Below are 26,979 nucleotides of genomic sequence, written 5' to 3'. Positions count from 1 at the left end.
GTGAGTACAGAACACCGGCATTGGACGTGGGCCGAAGATTGCCTGCGTGATGAAGAAGGAACCGTATGGGCCACGGTGCGCGCTGACGTGCTGAACGTCAATGAATCCCAGCTGGCTTCGGCGCAGGAGCGCATTTTGCTGGAGCACTCCATCGACAGCGGCAGCAGGCGTTTCTGGGTGCGCGGCACGGCCACCACGGGCCAGACTCTGCACGTGGGGCAGCAGGGCGTATCAATCAGCCATATGCAGGCCAAGTGCATGGGCCGTGAGTACACGCTGGATAGGCCTAACCCTTTCCGCAGGGAGCGCCGCATTTATGACGCTTCCGGAAACGAGATTATCCGCACTCGCCCCACTTTCAAGGGCGTGCTGGAGATTACGGATATGCGGCCGCAGCAGGTGCCGGACGTCGACGCCGCGTTTTTAACCTATTGCTGCGCGCTTGTCGACGCCCCGAAGCGCCGGCGGATCTAGAAGGAACCGCCGCGGAAGCCACCGCCCCCGCCGCCGGAGTTTCCGCCGAAACCGCCGCCAAAGCCACCATGGCTGTGGCCGCCGCCGAGCATCTGGCCGATGACCATGCCGGTGATGATGTCTCCCGCGGTGGAGCCGGCAGACTGGACCTGCTGGCGGCGCTGATAAGAGTTGATGTCCTGCTGCGCGGTTCGCGCCGCATTTTGTGCGGCGTTAGCGGCTTGGCGGGAGGCGTCGATGGCGTTGCGCAGATCGGAGTTTTTCAGCTGCATGGCTTGGGCGTGCAGGCGTTTGGCGTCGGCAAGCTGGGTGCGGGCGGTGGCACCCACCACGCGGCCGCGGGTGGAGATGACGTCCTCGGCGGCCTGGATTGCGGCCTGCGCGGAGTGCATCTGCTGGTTGTATAAGTCGAGCTGGCGGGCACGGGTGGCGGTGGCTTCGCGGACGGAATCGAGGCGCTCGTCGAGCTCGGAGTCGAGGGTAGTCAACGCGGTGTAGTGGCCGAGGGGGTCGCTGGCCTGGCCGGTTTCGGCCGCAGTGACGGCGTCATGGGCGCGCGCGGTGACGTCGTCGAGTGCCTGCCAATCGGCCGCAGTGCCAAGCTTTTTGCCTTGCTGCTCCAACTGGCGGGCCTCGTCCACCTCGCCGCGGACCTCAGCGATGAGCGCGGCAAGATTCTGCTTGGCGGCCGCGAGGTTGGACTCGGCGTGCTCGACGCCGGAAAGGAGGCGGTCTGCCACCTCGATGGCGTGCTCGGCCTCGCGGATGAGGGCCACCAGGCCGCCTTGCTGGCCGGCAGGTGCCGCGGCGAGTTCACGGCCACGGTCGAGCTGCTTTTCCGCCTCGCCCACGGAGACTTCTGCCATGTGTGGGTTATCGGCAATGGAGTCCAGCGCGCCCGGGTGGTCTTCCTGCAGTTGTGCCAGAATCTGCTGGGCCTGCGGGATGCGGGCGCGCACGTCCACGCTGCGGCGCGTGAGCTCGTCTAGTTTGGAATCGGCGTTGATCAGCAGATCGCGCATTGCGGCGAAATCCGCGGCTTGGGCATCCAAGGCATCATCGGCCTGGCCGCACGAGGAGATGATCTCGATGAGCATCTGGCGGCGCTCGGCCTCGGATTCTGGCGCGGCGTCGTCAAGCCGGCGCTGCATAGCAAAGGCCTTCTGCAAGGTGGAGGTGGAGTGGTTCATCGCGCGGGTGAAAGGACGCGTGCGCTCGGGGCCGAACTCGGCGGTGGCGATGTCGAGCTCCTCCTTGCCGCGGCGAATGGACTCATCGGTAGAGACCAGCTCCTCGCGCGCCAAGGAATCGAGCGTTGCGGTATCGAGCCTGTTCAGCGAATTCGTATCGCCCGGCTCGATGGCGCGCGCTGACTTGAGCGTCTCCGCGGAATCTTTCTTGGTCTTGCGGCGGCCTGCCAACCATATGCCGCCGCCGGCCAGCGCCAGGGCACCGGCACCGCCGGCTAGCCAGCCGGCGCCTGAACCAGAGTCAGCGGAGCTAGAACTAGAAGAACCCTTCCCGCGGCCCGAGGCAGCTGCGACTAACTCCAAAGCAGAACCGCCTAAGTCATCGTCTGCCAGGCGTGCTGAAGCTGCTTCATACATGGCATTCAGCCGGCTCTTTGGCCAGGCCCCACCCGTTTGCACGCCGACCTTGCGGTCTTCGACGGAGACAACATAAATGGCGGAGTTCGGGCCCTTGGAGGCGACGAATTGCTGCGCGAAGTCTTCCGCGGAGCCAGACAGAGTCTTTTCAAAGACCACGTAGAGTACCAGGCCCTCGTTCTTCTGCAGCGTCTTGATTTCATCTTCCATCTGGTCTTTTTCCTCAGCGGAGAGCACCCCAGAGTTGTCAGTGACCTTAGAAGTAATGCTGGAGGGGGCAGCCTGCGCTAGCACCGCCGGCGCGTTGCTGTGGGGTGGTGTTGCTGCAAAAGCAGTAGGCTGCGATAGCCCTACGATGAGTGCCGCTAGGACGGCTGAACCGATACGCGCAGAAGAAGTCATGCCCACCAGAATACCGTTAGGCTAGTGCAAATGAGACGCGTTAGCTGCTGCAGGAAAGCACGGAAATCCCGGGAAAAGATTGCCCAGAAATTTAATCTGGTGGAGCCTGAAGCACAGGCAATCATCGTGCTCGGCGCGGCTCAATACGATGGCAGGCCCTCGCGCATCCTGCAGGCACGCCTCGACGAGGCCCGCCGCATTGCGGTTGCTACACCGGGCGTGCCCATCGTTACCGTCGGTGGCAAGTTGCCCGGGGATCGCTTCACCGAGGCAGAAGTCGGCGCCAAGTACCTTAGAGGCCACGCCACTGTGTTGCCCGTGCCGGAGGGCAACGACACCGTGGAATCCCTGCGCGCCATCCGCCGCAGGCATGGCTTCGAGCGCGTCATCATCGTGACCGACCCGCTACATCGCTTGCGCGCCTGGCTAATCGCCCGCGACGAGGGGTTTGCGGCACGGGTGGTCGGTGCAGCCGGCTATCCCACGCCCACCTTCGCGCCGCCGTGGTGGCGCTATTTGGCCCACGAGTTGGGCGGCCTGGTGGTCTTCGGCGCGCGGAAGGTACTAGGGGAGGAGCTAGCTGAGCATCTGCGCAGCGGTCTACACCGCTTCGAGGGGCTCATCCGCCCGACGCGACGCGCCCGGCACGAAGAAATTCGCAATAAAACCGGGAAATAAAGCGCCTTGCCAGCGGCTTTTTGAATGTTTTGCCAGCTATCGCAGGAAATTCCCAGTTGATTTTGGTGGCAAAACCACTTCCTGCTTGCTAGCGTGGTTAATGCAAGTTGCGCATATCGAAAGGAAAACTCATGTTGGACATCATCAACAACGTCTTCAACCTCGTAGCAGACACCCTGCAGGCACTGGTTAACCTGCCTTTCTCCTTCGCTGACAAGCTTTCCAGCGCTTTGTCCAGCAAGTAAGCTCGGATAGCGGTTAAAGCTCCTGCCCAAGGTTTCCCTTAATAAGGGAGACTGGGGCAGGAGCTTTTGCTTTGCAATGGCAGCCAGACACCCCTGCCAGAATCAGAAAAGTACAAGCTCGTTGCGCCTACACTGCACTATGTGAGCTATTCCTATACCCCGCACGACGCCGCCCGCCTCTTCGACGAGAGCCCCAAGGGCTCCGTGTTTAGTGGCAAGTCTGGCTCGGCCGACGAGGATCGCCGTGGCGCCTTCGCCCGCGACCGCGCCCGCGTGCTGCACTCTGCTGCTTTGCGACGCCTCGCTGACAAGACGCAGGTGGTTGGCCCCCACGACGGCGATACGCCCCGCACGCGGCTGACACACTCGCTGGAGGTGGGCCAGATTGCCCGCGGTATCGGCTCTGGGCTGGGGCTTGACCCAGACCTGTGCGACATGGCCGGCCTGCCCCATGACATCGGGCACCCGCCGTATGGCCACAACGGCGAGAACGCGCTCAACGAGGTAGCGGATATCTGCGGCGGCTTCGAAGGTAACGCGCAGACCCTGCGCATCTTGGCTCGTCTGGAGCCGAAGGTGGTCGATGCGGAGGACAATTCTTTTGGGCTGAACCTCACGCGCGCCGCATTGGACGCGGCGTGCAAGTACCCGCGGACCAAGACCAATCCGGATGGCAGCGTGAACCGCAAGTATGGCTGCTACGACGAGGACGCCCACATCTTGGCCTGGCTGCGCGAAGGACACGAAGACTCCCGCCCCTCGATGGAGGCACAGGCGATGGATTGGTCCGATGACATTGCCTACTCGGTCCACGACGTCGAGGATGGCATCGTTTCGGGTCGCGTTTCCCTCGCCGTGCTCTGGGACTTGGTGGAGCTGGCTGCCCTCGCGGAGAAAGGCGCCAAAGCTTTCGGCGGCAGCGCGGACGAGCTTCTCGACGCCGCGGATTCCCTGCGTGCCCTGCCCGTCATCCAGCAAGTCAGCGAGTTCGATTCCTCACTGCGCGCCTACACCACGCTGAAAAAGATGACTTCGGAGCTAGTGGGCCGCTACGTTGGTGCCACGGTGCAAGCCACCCGTGAGGCCAATGGCCCGGAGATGGTTTTGGGGCGCCAGCAGGGCAACCTTGCCGTGCCAGCGCGCGCGGCAAATGAGGTCAAGCTTTTAAAGACCATCGCGGTGCTCTACGTGATGGATGAGCCGGTGCACTTGGCGCGTCAGGATCGCCAGCGAGAGCGCATCTACCGCGTTTTTGATTATCTTTCCGCCGGCGCACCGGGCGCCCTCGACCCGATGTTCCGCCTGTGGTACAACCGCGCTGAATCGGATGCCGAGCGCCAGCGGGTCATTGTGGATCAGATCGCCTCGATGACCGAGTCCCGTTTGGAGCGGCTAGCGCGCCAGACCGCGGAGTTTTCTGGGTTTATGGGGTAATAGTGCGTGGCCGATACCTCAATCCATAATCCAATCTCTATGCAGCTTTTTAGACGGATTCAGCGTTAAGAGAGGGACTCCCCAAACCTCGTTTTGTTCCGACATTATGGGAACGCCCAGTTCGTGGAAAGCAACCCAGCGCAATGGAAAGTCATTGAATCTGTAAGCGATCCAGCTCGTCGCTGAGAGATACCAGGAATCGGGGTGGAGCGTATGGTTGGCTTTTATCTGTTCCTTGGTTTCCATGAGTTCTATGGAGTGGGAGCCAGACCGCAGCGCCATGCCGACATCGATGCCGAAAATCGAATTGTCAAGTTTCGCGCACCATTCAGGTTGCTAAATGGTGCGCGAAAGTCCCGCAGCTGAAGACTTTTTCTTGTCCTTACACGGAGAGATTGTGGACGAGGCGAAGAGAAACCGCCAACGGCGTAGAACGAGGAGCTGACAAATTGACTGTCATGCTCATCGTTACAGTTACCAGCTGGAATGTCTCCGTGGCGCTGGGCACCCTGACTCTGGAGGAGACACCTTAAATCCAAGCTCTTGAAGGGCCTTCATCGCCACTGCAGGGTTATCTCGAACGGCAGCTTGTAGCTGAATATCAAACCATGAATTGCGCGAAAGTTTCAGAGCCTTCTCCCAACCTTCATTTCTCTGAAAGCCGCACTCTTCAATCGTGAAATACAAGAAGTCTTCGAGTGAAGGCCGAAACCGATGACCGCCGACAGGAATGTGGAGAGCCTTCAGATTTCCGTCTTTGCGAGGGTCATTTTTCTTTGTCTTGCCGTTTTCATTAGCGCAGGGCTCAACAAGCCGCCGATCCCAGAAAATGGATATGTGCTGCTGGTGCGCGCTCTTTCTCACGTTCGTATTCAAATTTAATTGCAGATTGAGTGTGAACACGAATCTCGAATGCGCTGTTCCTGACGGTTAAGAACTTCGAATCGCGATCCTGCGTGAGTTTGTATTCCACAACTAGGGCATAAAGATCGCTGCGTTCTGATTCGACTCGCTTTTCTGCTGAGGTTGTTTTCCGTCCGTAGTAGAGCGGTGCTAATACCGACAAAACGAAGATGCCGTTGCTTTCATTGAGTATGAAATCGGCATCTAAATCGTTGTCTGAAACAGGTAGTGCAGCTTTGATCGTTGAATGTACTTCGTCCGCGAAATCTCGTGCTGCGTCCTCCCCGAAGATTCTCGGGTGTGGGTATTCACTCATCGAGGTCGAGCATCATTTCGACACGGCGAAGCTCATCATAAAGCTCACGCTCTTCAAGAGTGAGACATCCCATGGAGGCTAGGTCTCGCAGATCGCGTCGAGTGATTGGTTGTCCCTCTATAGAAGAGTACTTATCCACGAGCTGATGAGTGAGCATTTTTCTACGAGTTTGCAATTCTGAATTGTTTGTTCGACTGATGGTCAATGACATGGTGTACCTCCTCTAATTTGATTATCTCGCAATCTACATGTGGGGGTAGACATTGTGAGTTGATGAATTCGAACAAATCTAAGTCCATTCGAAAATCCGAGCTGCGATTCCAGATAAAACTACATTTTAACCGCGTATTCTGGGCCATCGCATTTTCTTTTTATTTGCAGAAATGAGACGTAGACACGGCACCCCTGTTGACTGAAGAGTGAGGTTAGAGTTTTGGTTGGAAGTCTTACTACTTACTGCGCTTTGACTGGTATGGGCAGGTGAACTTGGAGCTCCCAGTGCAAGAAGATCAGCGGAAGAGACGAACGCCGTTGTCCCCAAGCACCTCGAGAACCACCGCGGTGTCAGTGGTGGACAGCTTCCATGCTGAGGACACGATGGTTTCCACTTTGTGCTCGCGCAGGAAGTCCGCCAAGTCGTCGAGGTTGTGCGGGGCAGTGCAGGTATTGCAGCCACGGATGGTGCCGAGCGCGGAATACAGATCTGCGCGGCTTTCAAGCGGCTGAGTGATTAGAACTTTGGAGAGATTATTCAGCATCGGGGATCTCGCAGAAGGATTCGTAGTGATCGTCGGTGTAGTACCAGACATCGGGGTCGGTTTCGCTGCCGCCGCCGGTGACGATGCGCTTGGCGCCGCGGTGGTTTAGGCCGGGCGAATCCACGGTGTATTCGCGGTAGTAGTTCTTGGACTCTTTGGGCAGTACGCCCTCGTAGTTTCCAAAACGCTTGTTGTCATTATCCGGATGGTCGTAGGGGCCGCCCGCCAAGATATCCTCGGCCGTTTCTTCTGCTTCCTCGGGCAGGGTATCCATCGCGCACGAGGCGTAGTGCCCGGAGAAATTTGCGGCGTTGGATGATGAAGCGGAGCTTGCAGTTGAACTCGTGGACTGCGAGCTACCAGAATCACCGCCAAGGTCGATTCCGAAGTAGCCAGCGGCTGCGACTAAGAGCAAGCTGCCGAGGACGGCTAAGGGCTTCTTCTTGGAGGAGGGGGGATTGGCCATACCCCCATCTTTGCAGGGATTTTCCTGCAATGAAAATCTAGCTAGCACTGGGAAAACACTCGGACCTTCTGCATTTTCCAGGTTTGGCTTTTGCCGCTTTTTGTCTACCCCAAGGGCGGGTAAATTTCTGTCCTTTCCAGCGGCTTTTCCATCTGTAGTTGTTGGGCAACTGTATCTGCACCCCAAGGCAAGCCAGCAACCTACAAGCGGGGTAGTCTTTAGCGCATGGCACAAGGCAGAATTCCGGAGAGCGACATCCAAGCAATCCGTGAACGCGCGCCTTTGGAAGAGATCGTGGGCGAGTATGTACAGCTCAAACCAGCTGGTTATGACTCCTTGAAGGGGCTGTCGCCCTTCAAGGAAGAGAAAACGCCTTCCTTCCACGTGCGCCCGCAACGCGGTTATTATCACTGCTTTTCCACGGGCAAGGGTGGCGATGTTTTTAGCTTCCTGATGGAAATGGAGCAGGTCTCTTTCCCCGAAGCAGTCGAGGCGGTGGCTCAAAAGATTGGCTACCACATCAATTACCAAGGCGGCAGCACCGGCAATCGCAACGAAAAACCTGGCACTCGGCAGCGCCTTATCGCGGCGAACAAGGCGGCACACCAGTTCTACCGAGAGCAGCTAGAGACCCCGCAAGCAGCCAAGGCGCGCGAGTTCCTACTCGATCGTGGCTTTGGCCGTGAGATCATCTATGACTTTGAGTGTGGTTATGCCCCGGAGGGGTGGGACACTGCCACCAAGCACCTTCTGCGCATGGGCTTTTCCTTTGAGGAGCTAGAGGCTGCTGGCATTTCCAAGATGGGCAAGCGCGGGCCTATTGACCGCTTTCATCGGCGCCTGCTGTGGCCCATCAAGGACCTTTCGGGCAACGTCATCGGCTTTGGCGCCCGCAAGCTTTTTGAGGATGACAACCTGGGCAAGTACATGAACACGTCCGAGACCATGCTCTACCACAAGTCCAAGGTGCTCTTCGGCCTGGATTTGGCCAAGCGCAACATCGCGGAAGCACACCAGGCGGTGGTGGTGGAGGGCTACACCGACGTCATGGCGATGTATGCCGCGGGCGTGAAGACCGCCGTGGCCAGCTGTGGCACCGCGTTCGGCGGCGATCACCTGCAGGTCCTGCGCAGGTTGATGCTGGATGATTCCTACTTCAACGGCGAGCTCATCTACACCTTCGACGGTGATGAGGCGGGGCAGAAAGCCGCGATGCGCGCCTTCCAGGGTGAGCAATCTTTTACTGGTCAGTCCTTCGTTTCCGTGGCCCCTGAGGGCATGGACCCTTGCGATCTGCGCCTGGCCAAGGGCGACGCCGCGGTGCGTGAGCTCATCGCGGACCGCATCCCGATGTTCGAGTTCGTCATCCAGTCGGTGCTTAGCGAATACCGCATCGATACCGCAGAGGGGCGTCTGCAAGCATTGCGTCGTGCGGTGCCCGTGGTGGCACAGATTCGCGACGCCCCGCTGCAGCGTGAGTACGCCCGCCGCCTAGCTGGCTGGGTGGGTTGGCCCAACCCGGAGGAAGTCCTGCAGCAGGTCCAGCAGGAGGCTCGCCGGCCTAAGAAAAAGGACAAGAAGGCACGGCTTGCCGACGCCCCGATCAAAGCCGGCACGCCCGCTCCCGCACAACAGAACACTCCGGTCTTCCACGTGCCAAGCCCCCGTGAGACCCACCTGTGGCCGCAGCGGGAGGCCCTAAAGCTGGCCTTGCAGTACCCGGGCCTTGCCGGTTCTTACTTCGACGGGATTACCGCCGATGCGTACTCGAACGAGTCTTACCGCATCATCCGCGAGGCAATCTCTACTGTCGGTGGCGTTGCTGCCGGCGCCAACCTGCCCAGCGTGGAATGGATCGCCGCTGTGGCAGGGGAGATGCTCGATCTCACTGCGCGCAACTTTGTCAGTGAGCTTGCCGTGGAACCCATCAAGGTGGGCGATGAGTCCGATCCCAAGGCTTGGGAGGTTTATGCTGACAGCGTGCTTTCCCGCCTCCAGGAAGCCCGCGTGGGCGACCAAGTAGCCCAAATCAAGGCCCAACTAGGTCGCATGCGCCCCTCCGACGACGAGCAAGCCTATAACTCGCTCTTCGCCGATCTCGTCGCCCTTGAGCAGGCCCGCCGCGAGCTCAATGACAGGGCATTCCGTGGGCCGCAGCCTAATTAGTCTTCGTCGGGCTCGTAGATACGGTCGTGGCCGTCTAGCTGGTTTCCTTTGATGCGGCGGCCGCGGCTTAGATCCTTTACCTCTTTCATGCGGGGTTCTGGATCGAGCTTGTTTGCCACTGCCTTGCGGGTGGCGTTTACTGCGTTCTTGGTGACGGGGGAGTTGATCGCTTTTTCGTACGCGCCCTTGATCTGGTGATAACGCTTGCGGCCGGCCTTGGTACCAAAGACATAACCTGCGGCGGCGCCTACTACGAACTGGATCATGGTTGGAGTATCTCACCCTTCAGGTAGTGATTTAACGCTAATAACCTCACCCAGCCTACCTGTATCGGTGGTGTAGTGGTGGGTACCCTCATTGATGAAATTTATTGTGACCGCTTCCCAACGCGGGTAAAGCACGATAGCTTAAAGACGTGACCGCTCGATCCTGTCTCCCGCAAGCGGCATCAGCCGCAATAGCCATCGCCGCCCTGACCACGGCCGCCATCGGTGTTGTTCCTGTCAGCTCGGATTCGAACGAAGATAAAGTAAGCAGCGTCCGGAGCTAAGCCCAACTCGGCTAAGGTCCTCACTTTGCCGCAAAAGATCATCTTTTAGCCGGAAAAATTTAACTTTCTCGCCACCTTATGCAGCTAGCGTTCTGTGCGTTCTTGTTGCTAATTCAATGGAGAAAGTAAATATGGTTCGTCATCGTTATTCGATAGTTGCTACTTCCCGCCGTTCTGTAGCGGCCGCAATTCTGGCAGTGGGTGTAGCGGGTGCAGGCGCACATGTGAATCCTGCGCCAGCTAGTGCACAGTTATCGTCTTCGATGCCAGCGCTTACGGGGGCTGTTACCGGCTCGAGCAGTGGTGCCCCAGCAGTCCAGCATGACGGCGCACCAACCCCAACTCCATTCACCACCGACTACTTGGTTGGCTTTCCTTCCGATGTCTCTTCCTACCAATACGGCGTCTACTGGGAAGTAGTCCGCATGTTTGACCATGTGAAGACCCAGCAGCCAATCATGGATGAGAACCTCGAAAAGGCCATTGCCATCAACAACGCTGCTGCCGATGATCCAGCGCTGATTAAGCGCGCTCAGCAAGATGCGGCTGCCGACACTGACGGCGTGATGCTTGCGGTTTCTGACGCACTGGGTGAGGAGTTTGGCGGCGCTTTCCGCGATGCTCTTGCCGAGCACCGCCTGCCAAAGACGGAGTACCTGTTGGGAAATGGCTACCTAGCTCGTGCGGGCGGACTAGCTAGCTCTACCTTCGCGGAAAAGTACCACTTCAACGTGCGGCGTCCTTTCCAGGTAGCACCCGATGCTATTCACAAGTACAACGACGGTAAGAAGGACTATTACGGCACCACGCCGGCTTTCCCGTCTGGCCATACAAACCAGGCAACGTGGATCACCACGTTGATGGCCCACATGCTTCCGGAGGTCGCACCGCAGCTCGTGCTGCGCGGCGCGGAAGCCGGCAACCACCGCGTGGTCATGGGCGTGCACTATCCGCTCGACGTTATCGGTGGCCGTATGACGGGTCAGGCGGCAGCGGCCGACCGTCTCAACGATCCACGTATGCACGATGCGCTTGACCAAGCAGCAGCCGAAATCCGTGCCGAGATGAAGTGGCGCACTGGCAAGGACATCTCCGAGCTCGTAGCCCAGCAGGCTGATGCGGGTAAGAATTACGCTACCGACGAGCAGGCGGTTGAGCGTTATGCTCCGATGCTGGACTACGGCTTTAAGCCTGCTTATGCCACCGATGCTCCAATGATTGTCCCGAAGGCCGCGCCGGTCCTGCTCGAATCAACCCATCCCGAGCTCACTTGGGAGCAGCGCGCCGAGGTGCTTCGCCAAACCGCAAACCCCGCTGGCCACCCTCTCGACTGGCAGGGCGAAGCAGGCTCCTGGCAGCGCCTAAATCTGGCAAAGGCCATGGCTGCGACGGTAACTGTCAATCCAGATGGAGTAGTTCAAGTCTCTAATTAAACAGATCGCAGGGGGAACCTCCCCCAGTCTTGGTCATACCTGCGCGCGAAGAGACAGAAACGTGTAATCATTGGCGAGACAGCAAATGTTGGTATGACACCTAAAACGCTTTCAAGGAGCACAATGGCTAAGCCGAAAATTATGACTGTGTACGGTACTCGACCTGAAGCAATCAAGGTCGCACCGGTCATCAAAGCTCTAGAGGCTGATGATCGCTTCGAGTCCGTTGCAGTCTCTACTGGCCAGCACAAGGAAATGCTGGAGCAGGTAAACACCATGTTTGGAATTACCCCCAAGCATGACTTGGGATTGATGAAGCCGGGACAGACCCTCAATGAGATTGTTTCCCGTGCCATTGCCGGCCTCGATGAGATCATCGTTGCTGAGGAGCCGGACGTCATCATTTCCCAGGGTGATACATCAACGGCCATGGCAGCGGCTCTTGCTGGCTTCCACCGCGGTGTGCAGATCGTTCACCTGGAGGCAGGACTGCGTACCGGCAACATCTTGTCCCCGTTCCCGGAGGAAGCAAACCGTAAGATCATCGGTCAGGTTGCAGCCCTGCACCTTGCGCCGACTGAAGGCGCAATGGAGAACCTGCGCCGCGAGGACGTTCGTTCTAAGGACATCGTTATAACCGGCAATACGGTTATTGATGCTCTCCTTGAAGCAGCAACTTGGGACATCGAATTCTCGGATCCAACTCTTGCTGAGGCCGCTAACTCGGACAAGCGTTTCGTTGTTGTCACCACACACCGCCGCGAGAACCTTGACGCGATGAAGGAGATCGGTGGTGCTGTACAGGATCTAGCAAAGGCATATCCGGATACTATTTTTGCGCTGCCGCTGCACCTGAACCCAAAGGTCCGCGAAGCAGTTCTTCCGGAGGTTGAGGCGCTGGAGAACGTCATCATCACGGATCCTCTTCCGTATGATCAGTTCACTAAGCTCCAGAACCGTGCGGCCATTATCCTGACCGACTCTGGCGGAGTCCAGGAGGAAGCACCTTCCTTGGGCAAGCCAGTTTTGGTCATGCGCCAAAACACTGAGCGCCCAGAAGCAGTGGTGGCTGGCACCGTTAAGCTCGTCGGTACCGACCGCAATCTGATCGTGGCGGAAGCGAAGCTTCTGCTTGATGACAATGCCGCTTATTCTGCAATGGCTAATGCCGTTAACCCATATGGCGATGGCAAGGGCGCTCAGCGCGCAGTAGCGGCCATCGCAGAGTTGACCGGGGTAGGCGAGCGCGTAGAAGATTTTTTGCCGGAGGCAGGTTCCTCTAAGGACTCCCAAGGCAAGGAATAACTCGCGCGCCTGCCGGAGAAAGCTGATATATTAAAGGTGTGAAACCTCTGGATATCCGCTGTAACCACCGAGAACGCATGAAAGCTGCAGATTTCTTAGGAGATGCGCTTTCGGCAGGGCAGATTGACCTCGATGATTTTGAGAAGCGTTCGGCCGCCTGCGTAGATGCAACAACCCGCGCTGAGCTTATCGAGCCGCTAGCCGACCTTGTAGAGAACCCAGAAGTTCTCCTTTTTGGGCAGGAACGAAAAAGCGCAAAGGCCTATGCGGGCCAGCAAGAATCTAAAGCCATCGCCAAGGTAGAGCAGGCCATCCGCCAGGTGCAGCCGAGCGTGCAGGAGACCCGCTCTCTTGCGGTGGGGATTTTCGGCGGGTCCACTGTCAGCGGTGGGGCAGTAGCTCATTCCCTGACAGCCCTCGGCTTTTTCGGCGGCGTGGACATTGATCTCACGGGTGTTGCCTTGCATAGTCGTACTACCACCATCGAAGCGGTGGGGGTCTTTGGTGGCGTGGATGTCTATATTCCCGAAGGCTTCCGCGTCCACGTCAGCGGCGTAGACCTTTTTGGTGGGCATGACCTTAAGGTAGAGAACGGCGCCATCCATCCGAATGACCTGCCAGTGGACGCACCAGAAATCAACGTCAACTGCTATAGCCTCTTCGGCGGCGTAGACGTTCACGTGGGGCGCCGCTACAAAGGCTAGAGCGGGGCGTTTAAGTCAAGAACGTGGTTATACACGCTTTTACGGTGCCCCACCCGCTTTGAGCAAGTCCACGCCTTCATTACAGAAATCTCGTCGGCCGCAACCTCAAGAAGGCCCTGCTGGAGCTCGGCGGCACCGATCCGTACATAAGTCTCGATGCCGCCGATGTCACCAAGGCGACTGAGTAAGCCTAGGTCAAGCGCATCATCGTCATGGAGGATATTTGCGATGAGTTTGTTGATGAAATGGTGTGCATCGCCGAGGGAAGGGAACAAGATGTTCCTTCCAACCCAACGAGCACTACCCCTTGCCCTCGCACAACGTCGCAGTGAACCTAGACAAGCAAGTCCAGCTTGCCGTGCACGATGGCGCCACCATCTGTACCGGTAGCGAGCTGCATGGGACTGCGAACTACAACACACTAATCGTGCTTACCGACGCCCGTAGGCTCCGACTCCTACCATGAGGAGTTTTGGCCCCGTGGCCGACTTTGGGCGGCATCAAGAGCGACGGCTATGGCTGCCATCTTTCTGGCTTTGCCCTAGATGAGTTCGTAAACAAGCAGTGCCTGTACACCAACGAGTAAGGCAAAATCCGTTCTAGACCGGAGGCAATCGGGATACATACAAAAGTTCCCGCTTAGGAAAGCGGGATTTTTGCTCCTCCAACTGGGCTCGAACCAGTGACCCTTCGATTAACAGTCGAATGCTCTGCCAACTGAGCTATGGAGGAATATGTGTGCGGAAAGCTGTTGGAAGTGCTCTCTGCGACGTGAAGTAACTATATCTACCTTTCGAGATTGTTACAAATCGCCAGCTCGTGCTGGGTTTTTCAGTTCGGAGGTGTCGGTAAAATTTCGAGGCTTGAAAAGGGGCGAACTTCAGTTGCTTCAACGCTAAAATCGGTAAAGTGTTGCTGTGGTCGAGGTAGGAAGTGGTCACTGATTGAAGATCGTCGTTTTCTCCCAGTTTTGGGCGCCGGAAAATGGGGTGCCCCAAAGGCGCTGGGTGTGGCTTTCTAGGGTTCTAAACGATCTAGGGCACGAAGTTAATGCTATTGCGCCTTTTCCGCATTATCGGATGAACAAAACTTTGGCTGATTCATTCAACTCGTTTAAGAAAATCGGTCTTGCGGAAACCGGAGGGGCTGGGGAAGTTGTATTTCGTAGCCCATTCTTAATTTTGGGAGATTCACTATCTGCAAGAGTCATAGCTCAAGCTGTGAACGCGGTTGGTGCGATTGCTACTGTCGCTGTACGTCAAAAGGAAGTTCGTGAATCTGACGTTGTGTTAGGTACTGTCCCCGCGATACCGACAGCGTTCATCTCGTTCCTTGTGGCGAAAATCTTCCGAAAATCATTAGTGATTGATCTTCGCGATGCTTGGCCTGATCTTTTAGACGTCCGAGAAAAGTGGAATGAATCAACCGGTAAACGATCGTTGCGTGAACGTATTTTCAGCCAGGGGCCGGCTCAGCTGCTTAGCTTTATCGTTAAGCATGCGCTCTTTTATGTGCTAGATCATGCAGATGGAATAGTGGTTACCTCCGAGGAACTCGCTCAAAGTTTGGAGCTGCGTGGTTTAAAGAGTGGAGCAAGATGCCGTCGCATTTTTACGATCCCAAATGTTTTCCCTTCAGCTCCAGGGGTTGAAGACATTGTTCGTCAGGCATCCGAGCATGAAGAGCTCCGGGTTCTTTATGCTGGCACTCTCGGCCGTGCTCAAAATCTACAAAACGCGATCCAAGCCGTTGAACTGGCTAACTCCCGCGGGGCGAACGTGCGGTTACGCTTTGTAGGTGCAGGAGCAGCGCAACCGGATTTGGTTTCTTCGGCAGCTGGTAAGGACTCTGTCGAATTTCTAGAGTCGAGGTCGCTTAGTGAGCTCAAAGAGCAGTATCTTTGGGCCGACACAGCTTTGGTTCACTTAGCCGGCTGGGGGCCGCTAAAGATGGCAGTGCCTTCGAAAACGTTTGAATTGATTTCGCTTAGTCTGCACATAAGCGGCGTGGTCGAAGGCGAGGCAGCAAGATTGATATCAGATTTGGAGGTCGGGACTGTTGTTAAGCCAGATGATCCAGATGCCCTCGCAGAAATGTGGATCGAAATGTTTAATGATCGGTCTCGGCTCGGAGTGGGCACTAAAGGCATTCGATGGCTTGAGGAACAACGAAATGTAAAAGTCCCGATGAAGCTCTCGAAGTTGATGGCTGCTCTAGAGAAAAAGGGGGAAGAGTGACAAACGTAGGTCTTCCACAACTATTCAGGCAGTTAACTTGCATTGCGACTTTTTCTCTTGTCCAAGTTCTCGAGGACCCGAAGGGATTCGGCAGGAAAGTTACTCTTAAGCTGAGCCAATCTCTCTCTTCTTCTGGACAAGTCGATGCTGGTTTCGAGAATCGTCCTTTCTTCCACAATCCTTTCACTAGTTTGGCGAAAGCTTTCGAGGGGAGTCGTTTAGGAGCGGTGTCTGGGGGGAAAGGCACTAACCAAAAGCAGATGATGCCGGCGAAAGGGTTTGTCCCTTTTTTCGAAGAGAAGTTAGAAGTCGGAATTCCACCTTCGCAAAATTGGAAAGCATCAGATTCAGTGACACCGCTGTTTCTGGTGAACAGTTCGCTCCCATACACCCAATCGGGCTATACAATTCGGACCGAACACTTGCTCCGTTCGTTGGCCAAATTATTTCCGGATTATACGGTAGTTACCCGTTTTGGGTACCCGTCGATTATCGGAGAATTTCAATCGAGTCAAAGGAACCCTAGCGTCATTCATAACGTGCCGTTGGTTTACAAGAGGAGCTATAAGAAGAACGTTCAGAATCAGATCGATTTCGTATTAAAACTTTGCAGGGAGAAAGAAATTGATCTAATTCACGTAACGACTGATTTCACTAATGCTCAAGTGGCTGCTGTCGTTGCCCAAAAAATGAATATACCTTGGGTCTATGAGGTGAGAGGGGAGCCTTATAATACTTGGCTCTCTCGTTTTCCTTCGAGTGAATGGGCTCAAAAAAGAGAAAGCGATTTCTACAAGAGCTTTAAACGCAAGGAGCTTGAGGCTTGTCGAGCGGCATCTGCAGTAGTAGTGCTAAGCAATGTGCAAAAGCAATTTTTGATTGATGAAGGCATTGCAGGAAAAAGAATTACAGTAGCACCCAACGCTGTCGATCCGGACGAACCAGATGTACCTTCTGCCGTTTTTTCTGTGAGGGAGCAATTAGGTCTTCCCGGAAACGCACGTGTCGTCGGTGCAATTACTTCTGTAGTTAAGTATGAAGGTCTTGAATATCTGATTCGTTCAATAGATTTTCTGCCCGATGAGGTTCACGTGGTTGTGGTCGGTGATGGAGAGGACTTGGACAGGCTCAACGGAATACGTCTTCAGGTTGAAAACCAATACAAAGTGCATCTGGTTGGACGACGCCCGAAGAGTGAGATGAAGGCTTGGTATTCTGAACTGGATGTTTTTGTGCTACCTCGGATTGAAGCCGAAGTTTGTAGGAACGTCACCCCGATCAAGCCTTTGCAAGCACTTTCATTAGGCGTCCCAGTGGTTGCATCTGATTTGCCTGCGATTAGGGAAGTAACGGGAGGATTTGCTAGGTACGTGGTCCCCGGCTCTGTCAATGCGCTAGTCGAAGGAATTCACGAAGCTCTAGATAACCCAATCGAGTACATGGCAGATGAAAAGTGGTTAAAAGAACGAACATGGAAACAAAGCGCAGCTAGTATTGCAAAATTGTACGATGAAACCATGCGAGCAAAAGGGAAATAATGTCAAAAGTAATTGATGCGTGGAACAACGCCGATTTCGAATTCGTGGCAGCGCAGAAGCTCAGCAGATTTAAGCGCAAAGATATTCGGCTTGCGATTCGGGAATCGCGTTATGCACTTAAATTGATAGATGCCGCCCGTACGGACGGCTCAGTACGTGAACCGGGCTCTTCTACTGATGCTCCAAAAGTAGTGACGATCCTGCATGCAAGCCTGCCGAATCATACAGGGGGTTACACCGGACGTGCACAAGGGCTCCTGAAAGGCTTAGCGGAAAACGGCTTGGAAGTCCGTGCCTACACACGACCTGGATTTTATAACGAGCGAGTTGATTCCAGTGCGGAGTTTCCATTTCCGGTAGATGAAGTTGATGGCGTCAAATACCATCACTTGCCGATAGATGTATCACGTACCAAGGGCGAATTCGAGTATATGGTTTCGTGTATCGCTTGGTATCGAGAAGTATTTCTTGCTGAGCGTCCGAATATTGTTCATCTGAGGTCTACTTACCTTATTGCGTTACCCGCTATGATCGCGGCTCACCAATTGGGAATTCCAGTTCTTTATGAGGTATCAGGACTCTGGGAACTTGTTTACGAAGGACGTGGCCAGACTGGACGTGCACGTCGCACAATTCGATGTGAAGACTTGGTCTGTGAGTATGCAGACCGCATCGTATCGATGAACAATTCAATGGCAAACCTGTTGGCGGAACGCAATTCAAAAGCCATCGAGGTAGGCCTTGTTCCCAATGCAGTGGATGCTCAGCGGTTCGCTGTCATTGATGACCTGAACCGAGTCGATAATTTCAAGTTTGATTTTGGTTACGTAGGTTCTCTGGTCGATTATGAAGGACTTGACAATCTTATCGAGGCAGTTGCTATCGCTAAGAAAAAAAGCAGAACCTTAACAGGAAAGATCGTCGGCAAGGGGCAACAGTACGATTTGTTGAAGGAAAAAGTCGCTGAGTTGGGGTTGGAGCAACAGATTGCACTGCCAGGTCCCGTTTCAGCGGATCAAGCTGTTTTGCAATTCCAAGATGTGAACATCGTGGTGTTGCCGCGTAAAAGTACCCCTGCAACGGAAAACGTTACTCCGTTGAAGCCGTTTGAAGCGATGGCTGCTGGTCGGCCTCTATTGGTTTCGAATGTAGCTGCTTTGGAAGAAGTATCGGGAAATGGCCGATATGCGGAAGTCTTCCAAGAAGGGGATCCTCAGGACCTGGCAAACGCTTTGGTTTCCCTTTTAGACGATCGGCAACGTCAAGAAAAGCTAGTGGTAGAAGCCCGAAAACTTGTAATTGAAAAGCATAATTGGACCTACGTGGCTAAAGCGATGGCCGATGAGCTTCAGGAGTATTCGAGTGTCGTCACAGCGCTTCCAAACGTTGTTTACGATCAAACGATCATGCACAACGGTGACTTAGTGATTTCTTCGATGGAAAGGTAACCATTATGGCAAAGCGAATGACTAAGCGGATGGTGCTTGCTGCGGTGACGTCTCTGGTAGGAGTCGTATTCACTACGGCGTACGCGATTACCGGAAAAACGTGGTTTGAGATTGGTTCGGTCGTAGCCCTATTCGGCGTGCTCTTACTAGGCATTGATGCGGTGGAACGGGGAAATATTCTTGGATTCCGAAAGTTGGAACGAGTCAATAAGAATATTTCAAAGCAGCTAAACGACTTTCGTCTAAAGGCGAATAGCGCCCCCTCTGACTTAAGCCGCACTGAACGCGATGATTTGCGATCACAGAATCGTGAACTGATGCAGACGCTTCAATCAGTGTCGAGGTATGTTTCTGAAAGGGAGCACCTTCAAAGCAGCAAGCGTAAACCGACACCAGCGCAGCTTGACTCGATTCGAGAGCTTATTGAGTGGGCTGAACCGACCACTATCTACTGTTCTTACGAGTGGCGCTCTGAACTGTCTGACGTTGAAAAAGTTGCATTTGAGTCCGGAGACGTGCCTGCCAATATTGATAAGCGTCGTCCGATGATTTTGGTTGATATAGAGGACATTTCTAACTTGCACCGTCAACTTCTGAGTTCTCCAGGGCTGCGTCAATCAATAGTGGTCTTGCGCAAGAACGCAGGCTCGAACTTTGTTGAAAGTTTGAACGGGTTTAAAGAAATTGCTCCGGTCCCCGTGCTCTTTGGAGTTCAGTGCTTTTATCCTGAACAGTACGTTTCGGATAAAAAGTTCTCTAAGCTTCTTTCTTATCAGTAAGTAGGTAGTAATGGAAAATGTAAAACTATCGGATTTTAATCCGAAGATGGCCCCCGTCGAAACGTCTGAAAGCTACTCTGAATACCGAGCGATAGTTGAGGTAGATAAGGTAGCTCTTCCAGTCTTGGTGCGGAAAAGGGCTGGTGGCTCGGATGGTTTAGTAGTTTTGTACAATGGAGCTATTCAACGCTCTAAAGCACCCGATGGCGTGGTATTTCAACGTTCGTCATGGTTGGACGACATTAACGCAGATGTAGTCCAAATTGCTGACCCAACTCTGGTCAAGCACCAAAGATTGCAGATCGGCTGGGGACAATATTCAGCGGAGAATTGGGCTCTCGATAGCTACAAGGCTTTGCTAGACCATGTCCGTTCTGAATTCAAGCTTGCGGAAGTTGTTCACACGGTCCATTACGGAAGCTCAGCCGGTGGATTTCAGGCGGGCGTCGTTGCGACCTTGGATAGAGGAAGCTTAGCTGTGGTGAATAATCCGCAGTTGGATTGGTCTAGGTATAACCTAGTTTTCGTGAAGGCTCTATTGCGGGACGTTTTTGAAGGAGCTGAAGTCGAGAAAATCCTGGAGGAATCTCCATGGCGTGTAAACCTGATCGAGTTTTTCAAAAAACAGAACTATATTCCGCCAATCGAAATCTTGACGAACCTAGCTAGTGATGGGGATTATGAGCAGCAATTGCTTCCTTTCCTTGAAGGACTTCGTCAATTGCACTCCGGTAATCGAACCCCGCGGGTAAACTTCAGGAGCTATGCCGATGCTAATCTTGGCCATAATCCGTTGAGTAAACCTTATACGTTGCGTTTGATAAACGAATCCATCGAGCGAGTACTAAAATAGCGATTTAAAAGTTTTGTTACGTCAAACTGTTTTAGATTCGTTGTGCCCTTTGTCGATGGGGAGATTATCGCTGAAGCGTATCGGTCGAATGAGCTTGGGGACTTCAGCAATTCTCTGGCTAAATCGTGCGGTCTTGGCTACCCGGCACTTCATCATCCGAACTCTGCTACCACTGTTGTTGTCGAGAATGAGCTCGATAAGAGCTATCCAAAAACAACAGCAGTTTCGCAAGGTTCGAGCTCGAGTTGCATCAGGGCATAGCGGAAATGCTTGGACGTACGATCCACGTGTGTTTAACCAATTTCCTAGCGTTTCTTTTAACCGCAAACTAACGAGGCAGACACGTTCTATTGAACGTAAACAGTTGGATTTGCTTGAGCGAATTACTGCTCTTTCAACAGAACTTGATAGACAAGTTCTGAGTGGTAGTACAAGCGATCTTGAAAAGGCTTGCGAAGATAACCTTAATGAGAACGCAATGTACCTAATTTCTGGAAACCACTCAGAAGAGATACACAGAGACAGTTCACCGTTGCTGTCAATAGTGGTTCCAGTCTTCAACAACGGGCGTTTTTTGTTGGGTAAGTGCTTACCGAGTGTCTTAAGTAACCAATTTTTTAGTCAATTTGAAGTACTGCTCGTAGATGATCATTCTTCGGATCACCTAACCCGTACGATCTTGACTTATTTGGAGCGACTTCCAAACTTTAGAGTAATCAGGTTGCAAGGCGCACCAAGCGGCTCTGCTTCACGGCCTCGAAACATCGGAATCGAATGTTCGAGGGGGGAGTACGTCACCTTTTTAGATCCGGACAACGAAATTAGCTCCGGAGGATACGATCGTCTTTTGTTGCTTGCGCAAGATAACCGGAAAAGCGAATTCGTCACTGGTTATCAGAAGAAGATTCAAACGGTAACCACGGAAACTGGAAGGCATGTTCTCTATGGCTCTCTGGTATTGGATGAGCCGCGAAAAGCGCTTTTTTCTGGAAAGCGCTTCCCCGTTGTGTCGACTCAAGCCTGTGTAATCAAGAGATGCATCTTAGCCGATAGCAATATTAGGTTCGTTGAAGAGGCGGTCGGACAAGATACGCTATTCGGGTGGCAAATAGTGCTTGCTGCTAATTCCCCAATCGTCACCAGCAGAGCCCATCTCATCTATTATGCTGGCCGAAATGACTCCGTCACGAACTCAATCGATGTCAAGTATTTCTTGAGAGCAGAGAAGAGAGAGAAGGCACAAGCTGCGTTTCTCCGTCGGGTCGGTCTTTTAGACGATTATCGGGCGTATCATCTTAGCTTTTACTTCCGACATTGGTATCTTGTGAAGCTTAGAAAAGTACCTCTAGATGAGGTCGGCGAAGTGAAAAAGGTTCTGGCTCGAATCGCTGAACTATACGAAATGTAGATGTGTTTGAATACAATTGATGTAGCTTTCGGTCCGCCATCTAAATAGCGGGTTCAAAGGCGTGTACATCGTTTGAAAGGCTTTCATTTGAGGGACGAACAAGAACTCGAGGCTGTAGCTAAGTTAGCAGCGGAGTCTAGCCCGGATTCAAATACCGTGCTGGCGGACGATACAAACCTAAATTTCACTCACGTTCGTCTACCTGTATCTCAATACTTAGCTGAGATGTGGCGGTACCGGAAATTTACAGTCGCCAATGCTCGTTTTCGAGCGAGCGCAGATAACGACGATATGTTCCTCGGGCGGTTCTGGACCGTTTTGGAACCGCTGCTGCGTATTGCGATGTACGGAACTATCTTTGGATTGCTCTTAAATACGTCTCGTGGTATTGACAACTTTTTGGGATTTCTTGTTCTTGGATTGACCTTCTTCTCCATGATGTCTCGAGGGTTGGGCAACGGTGCGGGCCTGATCCAGCGTTCACGCGCGATGATGCGTACTTTTAAGTTTCCGCGTGCATCTCTTGTAGTCGGTGAGTCATTACGAGGATTCTTTAGCAACTTGATTCCAGCGGGATTGGCGGTCTTAGCTGCCCTGGCTTTTCAATTTGGCGAGCCGCTCCACTGGACCATCATTTTTGTCGTACCGCTGATTCTCTTTATGAATATCTTCGCGTTGGGGCTTTCGTTTTTCACGGCTAGAATTACCGCTTTTTGCCCGATGCTAAGAAGGTAGTATTTTTTGTCAACCGAGCTTGGTTCTATGTGTCAGGCGTATTTTTTTCAATCGAACGTTATGACTCAGTACCAGAGCTACAGCGAGTAATGATGCTGAATCCCGCTTACGAATTCTTGAAGTCGATTCGAGGTGCGACAATGTACGGCACCGCACCAACTTGGGAAGCTTGGGCACTCATGATCGGTTGGTCTCTTGGAACATTGGTTCTAGGGTTCCTGTTTTTCTGGGCGGCAGAGGAAAAATATGTACATGTTAAATAATCCGACCGTCTTAGTGCGAGAGGCGTCTCGATTTTACCGCTCGGATAATAAGCGCAGTATCTTCAAACGACCGAAATTAACAGATGAACGCGAAGGCGACTACGTCCGTGCATTAGATGGCGTAACCATGTTCGCTGACCAAGGCGAATGCATTGGAGTTTTGGGGCGCAATGGCTCTGGAAAGTCGACTCTGATGCGCCTGATCGCCGGAAACGAAGCTCCAGATCAGGGGGAGGTGTTCGTTAGTGCGACTCCGACTTTGCTCAACGTTTCAGCTGCATTGCAACCACGCTTAAGCGGATACAAAAATATACGTCTTGGTCTCTTAGCACAGGGCGTCGACGAGGAAGAGATTCCGAGGCTCACTGAAGAAATCGTCGAGTTTGCGGAGATTGGCAATGCTGTTTACCGGCCAATGAAGACATACTCTTCTGGCATGGGAGCTCGACTTAAGTTCGCTATTTCCACGGCTATGCAAAGGGATCTGCTACTTATTGACGAGGCTTTGGGCACCGGTGACGCGAGTTTCACGGAGCGAGCACAGGAACGGATGAAGTCCTTCCTAAATGACGCTGGAACTATCTTCTTAGTCTCGCATGCGATGGCATCGATTCGAAGTATGTGTACTCGAGTAATTTGGCTACACGACGGCAAAATTATTGCCGATGGTGACGTCGATGCAATTACGTTGCTTTACAACAAGTGGACAGCGAGAAGCGCACGTAAGAATTTTGAAGCTGCGAATGATCTAATTAAAAACGTGCGCAGTGCGTACTCGAAACCCAACGTGTTGCTTCAGAGCGAAGTCACACCGTACCTAGGTGGATAAGCGTCGGCAGCGGGCACTAATTAGACGAAAATTAAAGACCTCGTTAGCGATTAAACAATCACTAACGAGGTCTTTAATTTTTGAGTTTAGGGGAGGTGTAAAGGATTGGTCGATGAAATATCCAGATCAGTCTCGGCTTTAGCCTCGTATTCCTTCCAGGAAATCAGTCTCGTCTTACTGACGTTAGACCATGCCTTTCCGACTGAGCGCGTCGGGCGAATTCCGGCGTCTACGGTATCGCCGCATTGCAGACCGCGGATAGTTACAGTCCAAGGGGCGTTGCCGTTGCCTAGGTAGCTCGCGCCGAGCACCTTGTCATTTACTCTTACAAAGAGTTCCAATGCATTGGCTTCTCGGCCAATGTCGTAGCTATTCTCCAACGTGAACTGCAGTGAACCCTTTGTATTTTTAAAGTCTCCTTGAAAGAACACCTCAAATCCCGATTCCAATTCAGGCTCTTCGAGCTGAATGACATCAGGTAAGTTCTGCTCCCTAACATTCGTACTTGAGCTATGGGGGTGCCGCTCGCATACGCTTACGTTGGGGGTCAGATCGAAAGCAGATTGGAAGAACGGCTTTCCGTTTACGTCGAATGCCGCGATAGGGGGATACACAGTCGCGATGAACTTTCGAGCGAAGAGGTTGTTCTTTCTGTCATAGAAGTTCATGTCTTGAGCGGCTTCGAAAACTTTCCTAATCGCAAGGGGATTAATAGGTAGGAAAGCGGTAGATTGACAATTGATAGCTTCTGACTGGAAACGACCAGCTCGAAGCTCCCAGAATAGACAGTTGGCTATTGGAAGGCCGCTATCGCGAACTCGGTTGAAGTCGTACTTGTTCCAAAACTCCATTGCTTCTTCTGGTGCAAGGGTGTGCCCGCGCTTTTGCTCCGAAAAGCCAGCAATGCTACCTACCAGCCTTTTGAAAATTTCCTTGCTGGACATCGGTTTGGCAATGCTTACAAAGTAGTCTTTGAAAATTTCCATTCCACTGCCTACATAGCAAACTGAAGGTTGCTTACCAAGAATATTCTCGTAAAGGCCCTGGAAATTAAGCGCGTGTTTGCCGATGTAGTTTTGGGAAAGAGTATCCCTTTCTGCTTGCGAAAGGCGATGATTTCCTGCTTCTTCGATTGGCAGTACGACGTTCGGAACCTCCAATGCCGTCGCGATGCGATTCGCCATTTGAACGTCCTGTTTATAGGAACGGGCCGTCGTTGCATCGTCTGCAGATGGTGCACTAGTGCTGCCATAGGTTACGAAAGTCAGGTCTTTCGTCACGGACAGAGCAGCAGCGGCGCAAAGACGCGTGTCCATTCCTGCGGTTAAAGCACAGTATTTTTTCTCCGGACGGGACTGCCAGTACCGAATGGAATTGCCGGCAAGCAAAGTAGCTTGCTCCAAAACTTCGGTTGCGGAAGAATCGCCTATCTTTGTCTCCGAGTGTGGGTAAAAACGGACGATTTTGTTTTCTGTGAAATCGTATTTGAAATTCGGGGGAATTGCACAGACCCTGGGATCTTCTGTTTCGTCCCATAACTTGTGCTGTCCGAGTTGCGTCAGTTCAGCAGTCGGATATCCGCGTGCGTCGATCTCTTTGGAGATGAGCGGCAAATGGGAACCAATCAGGAAGGACTCTTTGTGTACATACACGGGCTGGCTTGCAAGCGTGTCGTTGTAGACGAAGTATTGTCCGTCCATTGCGACACAGCATGCCCAGCGCCCAACTACAAAGTCAAGGAATTGTTCGAACTCCCCAATCCCTTTAGACAGAGCTGAAAAGGCATCAACAATGATGTGCTCGCTATTTAATGAATTTTGAGCATTCGTTGCGTGACCAAGCCAGACTATCCCTCGTTCTGAGTCACCTTTAACGGCGACGGGCTCGTCATTTTGAGCGTACAAAAATAGTTTGTCGAGGACTTTGGACTCAGTAAACCCCATAGTTTCGAAATTTTCCAAAGACAGTGGGGCGTCTGTGAGAACGAAGCCGAACGGGTATAGGCGAATGGCCACGGGGGAGCTCCTATTGCGTGTGTTAGTTAGTTCCAAAGACCCTTTGTATCCACAACGGCCTTTCCGGTCAGCTGTGCGCTGGAAAGTTCCTTGAACTCCTTGTGATCGACGAGCAGGACGATGACGTCGGCCTGCTCGAGAGCGTTGGTGTAGCTGACCAATTCGACGTTATCGAAGCCCTTGAGTCGCTTTGGAAGCTCGCTAACGTTTGGCTCGACAGCGAGAATCTGCTTATCCTCGAGTTCTTCTGCAAGATCGACGGCGATGTTAAGAGCCGGGGACTCGCGCAGGTCGTCGATATCTGCCTTGAATGCCAGACCGAAGACAGCAACCTTGGAAGCGTTGGACTCTGCCACAGCCTCCTTGACCTTCTGCTTAACCCATTCCGGCTTACCGTCGTTTACCTTGCGGGCGGTGTGGATCAGCTTCGAGTTCTCCGAGTCAGCGGCAACGATGAACCACGGATCGACTGCGATGCAGTGGCCACCGACGCCAGGGCCTGGCTGCAGGATGTTCACGCGTGGGTGGTGGTTTGCAAGGTTAATGAGCTCCCAGACGTCGATGCCTAGTTTGTCGCTGATGAGGGAGAGCTCGTTCGCGAACGCGATATTGACGTCGCGGAAAGAGTTCTCCGTAAGCTTTGCCATTTCGGCGGTGACATCGTTGGTCGGCAGAAGCTCGCCCTTGCAGAAGGTTGCGTAAATCTCGGTTGCGCGGCGGGTGGCCTCTGGGGTTTGGCCGCCAATAATACGGTCATTCGTGCGCAATTCTTCCATTGCGTACCCAGGGAGGATGCGCTCAGGGCAGTGTGCGAAATATATGACTGGCTTGTCATCAGGATTGTCGGCGCCATCAGCAACGAGGTCAGTGCGGATTTCGAGAATACGCTCAGCCATCTTTGCGGTGGTCTGTGGAGGAGAGGTGGACTCGAGAACAATGAGTTCATCGCCAACAAGCTGAGGGGCGATTGCCTCTGCCGCCGAGTAGATGAACTTCATGTCAACGTCGTAGGAATCGGTGAACGGGGTTGGAACCGCGATGATGTAAGCATCGGCGTGAACCTGCTCAGTGGTAGCGCGGAAACGACCGGAAGAAAGTGCCTCATTCAATTCTTCCTGGAGGCCTGGCTCGACGATAGTCACTTCACCGCGGTTGATTTTCTCCACGTTTGCAGCATTTACGTCGACTCCCGTTACGTCAACACCGGAGTTTGCCATTACTACAGCCGTTGGAAGGCCAATGTAGCCAAGTCCGACGAATGCAACTTTCTGTTTTGTCATTTTGGAGTTCCTAACCTACCTGCGTGCAGTTTTGAAACCGAGTCCCGTGTGGAAGAAACGGCTAACAGGAAGAACTTAGCACTTTTTATTCGTCTTTTTTGATTTAGGGAGAAAATGAGGTGACGAGTGCTGAGAGCGGCTTGTTGGTAGGGG

25 protein-coding genes and 1 tRNA gene are annotated in these 26,979 nt (G+C 53.5%); 16 read left to right on the top strand and 10 right to left on the bottom strand.

Translation table 11 applies throughout. The features are described 5' to 3' along the window. Window positions 1-474, top strand: a complete 474-nt coding sequence (locus tag HMPREF2935_RS05580) for a hypothetical protein (RefSeq protein ID WP_070732323.1) — start codon at window positions 1-3, stop codon at window positions 472-474. Here HMPREF2935_RS05580 and HMPREF2935_RS05575 read toward each other — a convergent pair. Then, a complete protein-coding gene (locus HMPREF2935_RS05575) occupies window positions 471-2,483 on the bottom strand; it encodes a TPM domain-containing protein (protein ID WP_070732321.1) in 2,013 nt (670 codons plus the stop codon). The two genes, HMPREF2935_RS05580 and HMPREF2935_RS05575, sit on opposite strands and share 4 nt — an antisense overlap. A gap of 99 nt (window positions 2,484-2,582) precedes the next feature. Between HMPREF2935_RS05575 and HMPREF2935_RS05570 the strand changes: the two genes are divergently transcribed. Both HMPREF2935_RS05570 and HMPREF2935_RS05565 read left to right on the top strand, forming a co-directional pair. Then, window positions 2,583-3,161 carry a YdcF family protein gene (locus tag HMPREF2935_RS05570; RefSeq protein WP_070732319.1) on the top strand — a complete coding sequence of 193 codons (579 nt, stop codon included), beginning with the start codon at window positions 2,583-2,585 and terminating at the stop codon, window positions 3,159-3,161. A gap of 386 nt (window positions 3,162-3,547) precedes the next feature. Continuing rightward, window positions 3,548-4,840: a deoxyguanosinetriphosphate triphosphohydrolase gene (locus HMPREF2935_RS05565; RefSeq protein ID WP_070732317.1), complete on the top strand. Its 1,293-nt coding sequence runs from the start codon at window positions 3,548-3,550 to the stop codon at window positions 4,838-4,840. A gap of 805 nt (window positions 4,841-5,645) precedes the next feature. On the opposite strand, the gene HMPREF2935_RS12980 is transcribed toward HMPREF2935_RS05565, so the two are convergent. From HMPREF2935_RS12980 to HMPREF2935_RS05545, 4 genes are all read right to left on the bottom strand, one after another. Next, complete coding sequence (locus HMPREF2935_RS12980; RefSeq protein WP_141756023.1) at window positions 5,646-6,059, bottom strand: hypothetical protein; 414 nt, start codon at window positions 6,057-6,059, stop codon at window positions 5,646-5,648. After that, complete coding sequence (locus tag HMPREF2935_RS05555) at window positions 6,052-6,270, bottom strand: hypothetical protein (RefSeq protein ID WP_070455935.1); 219 nt, start codon at window positions 6,268-6,270, stop codon at window positions 6,052-6,054. Before HMPREF2935_RS05555 ends, HMPREF2935_RS12980 begins: the two co-directional genes overlap by 8 nt. Window positions 6,271-6,568: 298 nt before the next feature. Next, on the bottom strand, window positions 6,569-6,817 hold the full coding sequence (locus tag HMPREF2935_RS05550; protein WP_070732313.1) for a hypothetical protein: 249 nt from the start codon (window positions 6,815-6,817) through the stop codon (window positions 6,569-6,571). Continuing rightward, window positions 6,807-7,283, bottom strand: a complete 477-nt coding sequence (locus HMPREF2935_RS05545) for a guanyl-specific ribonuclease (protein ID WP_062043717.1) — start codon at window positions 7,281-7,283, stop codon at window positions 6,807-6,809. The genes HMPREF2935_RS05550 and HMPREF2935_RS05545 overlap by 11 nt, the downstream gene beginning before the upstream one ends. 225 nt (window positions 7,284-7,508) lie before the next feature. Here HMPREF2935_RS05545 and dnaG point away from each other — a divergent pair, with 225 nt between their 5' ends. Then, window positions 7,509-9,449 (top strand): DNA primase, encoded by a 1,941-nt coding sequence (gene dnaG / locus HMPREF2935_RS05540; RefSeq protein WP_062043719.1) that lies wholly within the window; start codon window positions 7,509-7,511, stop codon window positions 9,447-9,449. Here dnaG and HMPREF2935_RS05535 read toward each other — a convergent pair. Next, the gene (locus HMPREF2935_RS05535) at window positions 9,446-9,715 is read right to left on the bottom strand and encodes a hypothetical protein (protein WP_062043721.1); all 270 of its coding nucleotides are present in this window, start codon (window positions 9,713-9,715) and stop codon (window positions 9,446-9,448) included. The genes dnaG and HMPREF2935_RS05535 overlap by 4 nt on opposite strands. A gap of 415 nt (window positions 9,716-10,130) precedes the next feature. Between HMPREF2935_RS05535 and HMPREF2935_RS05530 the strand changes: the two genes are divergently transcribed. The 3 genes from HMPREF2935_RS05530 to HMPREF2935_RS05520 all read left to right on the top strand — a co-directional run bounded on the left by HMPREF2935_RS05530 (window position 10,131) and on the right by HMPREF2935_RS05520 (window position 13,441). After that, window positions 10,131-11,432, top strand: a complete 1,302-nt coding sequence (locus HMPREF2935_RS05530) for an acid phosphatase (protein WP_348967642.1) — start codon at window positions 10,131-10,133, stop codon at window positions 11,430-11,432. 123 nt (window positions 11,433-11,555) lie between these two features. Further along, complete coding sequence (wecB, locus tag HMPREF2935_RS05525) at window positions 11,556-12,737, top strand: non-hydrolyzing UDP-N-acetylglucosamine 2-epimerase (protein ID WP_062043723.1); 1,182 nt, start codon at window positions 11,556-11,558, stop codon at window positions 12,735-12,737. Between the two features lie 38 nt (window positions 12,738-12,775). After that, on the top strand, window positions 12,776-13,441 hold the full coding sequence (locus HMPREF2935_RS05520; protein WP_062037991.1) for a DUF1707 domain-containing protein: 666 nt from the start codon (window positions 12,776-12,778) through the stop codon (window positions 13,439-13,441). Here the strand turns inward: HMPREF2935_RS05520 and HMPREF2935_RS05515 are convergent. Further along, complete coding sequence (locus HMPREF2935_RS05515; RefSeq protein ID WP_062037994.1) at window positions 13,438-13,716, bottom strand: hypothetical protein; 279 nt, start codon at window positions 13,714-13,716, stop codon at window positions 13,438-13,440. The genes HMPREF2935_RS05520 and HMPREF2935_RS05515 overlap by 4 nt on opposite strands. Window positions 13,717-14,100: 384 nt before the next feature. Next, window positions 14,101-14,173 (bottom strand) — tRNA-Asn (locus HMPREF2935_RS05510). A gap of 212 nt (window positions 14,174-14,385) precedes the next feature. Between HMPREF2935_RS05510 and HMPREF2935_RS05505 the strand changes: the two genes are divergently transcribed. The 9 genes from HMPREF2935_RS05505 to HMPREF2935_RS05470 all read left to right on the top strand — a co-directional run bounded on the left by HMPREF2935_RS05505 (window position 14,386) and on the right by HMPREF2935_RS05470 (window position 23,531). After that, window positions 14,386-15,678, top strand: coding sequence for a glycosyltransferase family 4 protein (locus HMPREF2935_RS05505; protein ID WP_062037997.1), 1,293 nt, complete (start codon window positions 14,386-14,388; stop codon window positions 15,676-15,678). Beyond that, window positions 15,675-17,216, top strand: a complete 1,542-nt coding sequence (locus HMPREF2935_RS05500) for a glycosyltransferase family 4 protein (RefSeq protein ID WP_070732311.1) — start codon at window positions 15,675-15,677, stop codon at window positions 17,214-17,216. The genes HMPREF2935_RS05505 and HMPREF2935_RS05500 overlap by 4 nt, the downstream gene beginning before the upstream one ends. Further along, entirely contained in the window at window positions 17,216-18,664 is a 1,449-nt protein-coding gene (locus HMPREF2935_RS05495; protein WP_062038003.1) for a glycosyltransferase family 4 protein, read from the top strand. The genes HMPREF2935_RS05500 and HMPREF2935_RS05495 overlap by 1 nt, the downstream gene beginning before the upstream one ends. A 5-nt stretch (window positions 18,665-18,669) precedes the next feature. Further along, the gene (locus tag HMPREF2935_RS05490; protein WP_070732309.1) at window positions 18,670-19,443 is read left to right on the top strand and encodes a hypothetical protein; all 774 of its coding nucleotides are present in this window, start codon (window positions 18,670-18,672) and stop codon (window positions 19,441-19,443) included. Window positions 19,444-19,453: 10 nt separating this feature from the next. Then, window positions 19,454-20,296: a hypothetical protein gene (locus HMPREF2935_RS05485; protein ID WP_246817785.1), complete on the top strand. Its 843-nt coding sequence runs from the start codon at window positions 19,454-19,456 to the stop codon at window positions 20,294-20,296. Between the two features lie 289 nt (window positions 20,297-20,585). Next, window positions 20,586-21,704, top strand: coding sequence for a glycosyltransferase (locus tag HMPREF2935_RS12665; RefSeq protein WP_158510274.1), 1,119 nt, complete (start codon window positions 20,586-20,588; stop codon window positions 21,702-21,704). Between the two features lie 72 nt (window positions 21,705-21,776). Beyond that, window positions 21,777-22,439 carry an ABC transporter permease gene (locus HMPREF2935_RS05475; RefSeq protein ID WP_083313178.1) on the top strand — a complete coding sequence of 221 codons (663 nt, stop codon included), beginning with the start codon at window positions 21,777-21,779 and terminating at the stop codon, window positions 22,437-22,439. Continuing rightward, the gene (locus HMPREF2935_RS12975) at window positions 22,418-22,702 is read left to right on the top strand and encodes an ABC transporter permease (protein ID WP_141756020.1); all 285 of its coding nucleotides are present in this window, start codon (window positions 22,418-22,420) and stop codon (window positions 22,700-22,702) included. The genes HMPREF2935_RS05475 and HMPREF2935_RS12975 overlap by 22 nt, the downstream gene beginning before the upstream one ends. Continuing rightward, window positions 22,692-23,531: an ABC transporter ATP-binding protein gene (locus tag HMPREF2935_RS05470; RefSeq protein WP_158510275.1), complete on the top strand. Its 840-nt coding sequence runs from the start codon at window positions 22,692-22,694 to the stop codon at window positions 23,529-23,531. The genes HMPREF2935_RS12975 and HMPREF2935_RS05470 overlap by 11 nt, the downstream gene beginning before the upstream one ends. An 86-nt stretch (window positions 23,532-23,617) precedes the next feature. Here the strand turns inward: HMPREF2935_RS05470 and HMPREF2935_RS05465 are convergent, their stop codons facing one another. Together HMPREF2935_RS05465 and wecC are read right to left on the bottom strand one after the other, a co-directional pair. Beyond that, window positions 23,618-25,546 (bottom strand): hypothetical protein, encoded by a 1,929-nt coding sequence (locus tag HMPREF2935_RS05465; protein ID WP_062038012.1) that lies wholly within the window; start codon window positions 25,544-25,546, stop codon window positions 23,618-23,620. A 26-nt stretch (window positions 25,547-25,572) separates the two neighbouring features. Beyond that, a complete protein-coding gene (gene wecC, locus HMPREF2935_RS05460) occupies window positions 25,573-26,826 on the bottom strand; it encodes a UDP-N-acetyl-D-mannosamine dehydrogenase (RefSeq protein ID WP_070732307.1) in 1,254 nt (417 codons plus the stop codon). Between the last annotated feature and the right edge of the window lie 153 nt (window positions 26,827-26,979).

The sequence above is a fragment of the Corynebacterium sp. HMSC076D02 genome, from assembly GCF_001813815.1.
GTDB classification, from domain to species: Bacteria; Actinomycetota; Actinomycetes; order Mycobacteriales; family Mycobacteriaceae; genus Corynebacterium; species Corynebacterium simulans.
Note: the sequence above shows the minus strand (reverse complement) of the source record. Positions and strands in the feature narration are given on the sequence as shown.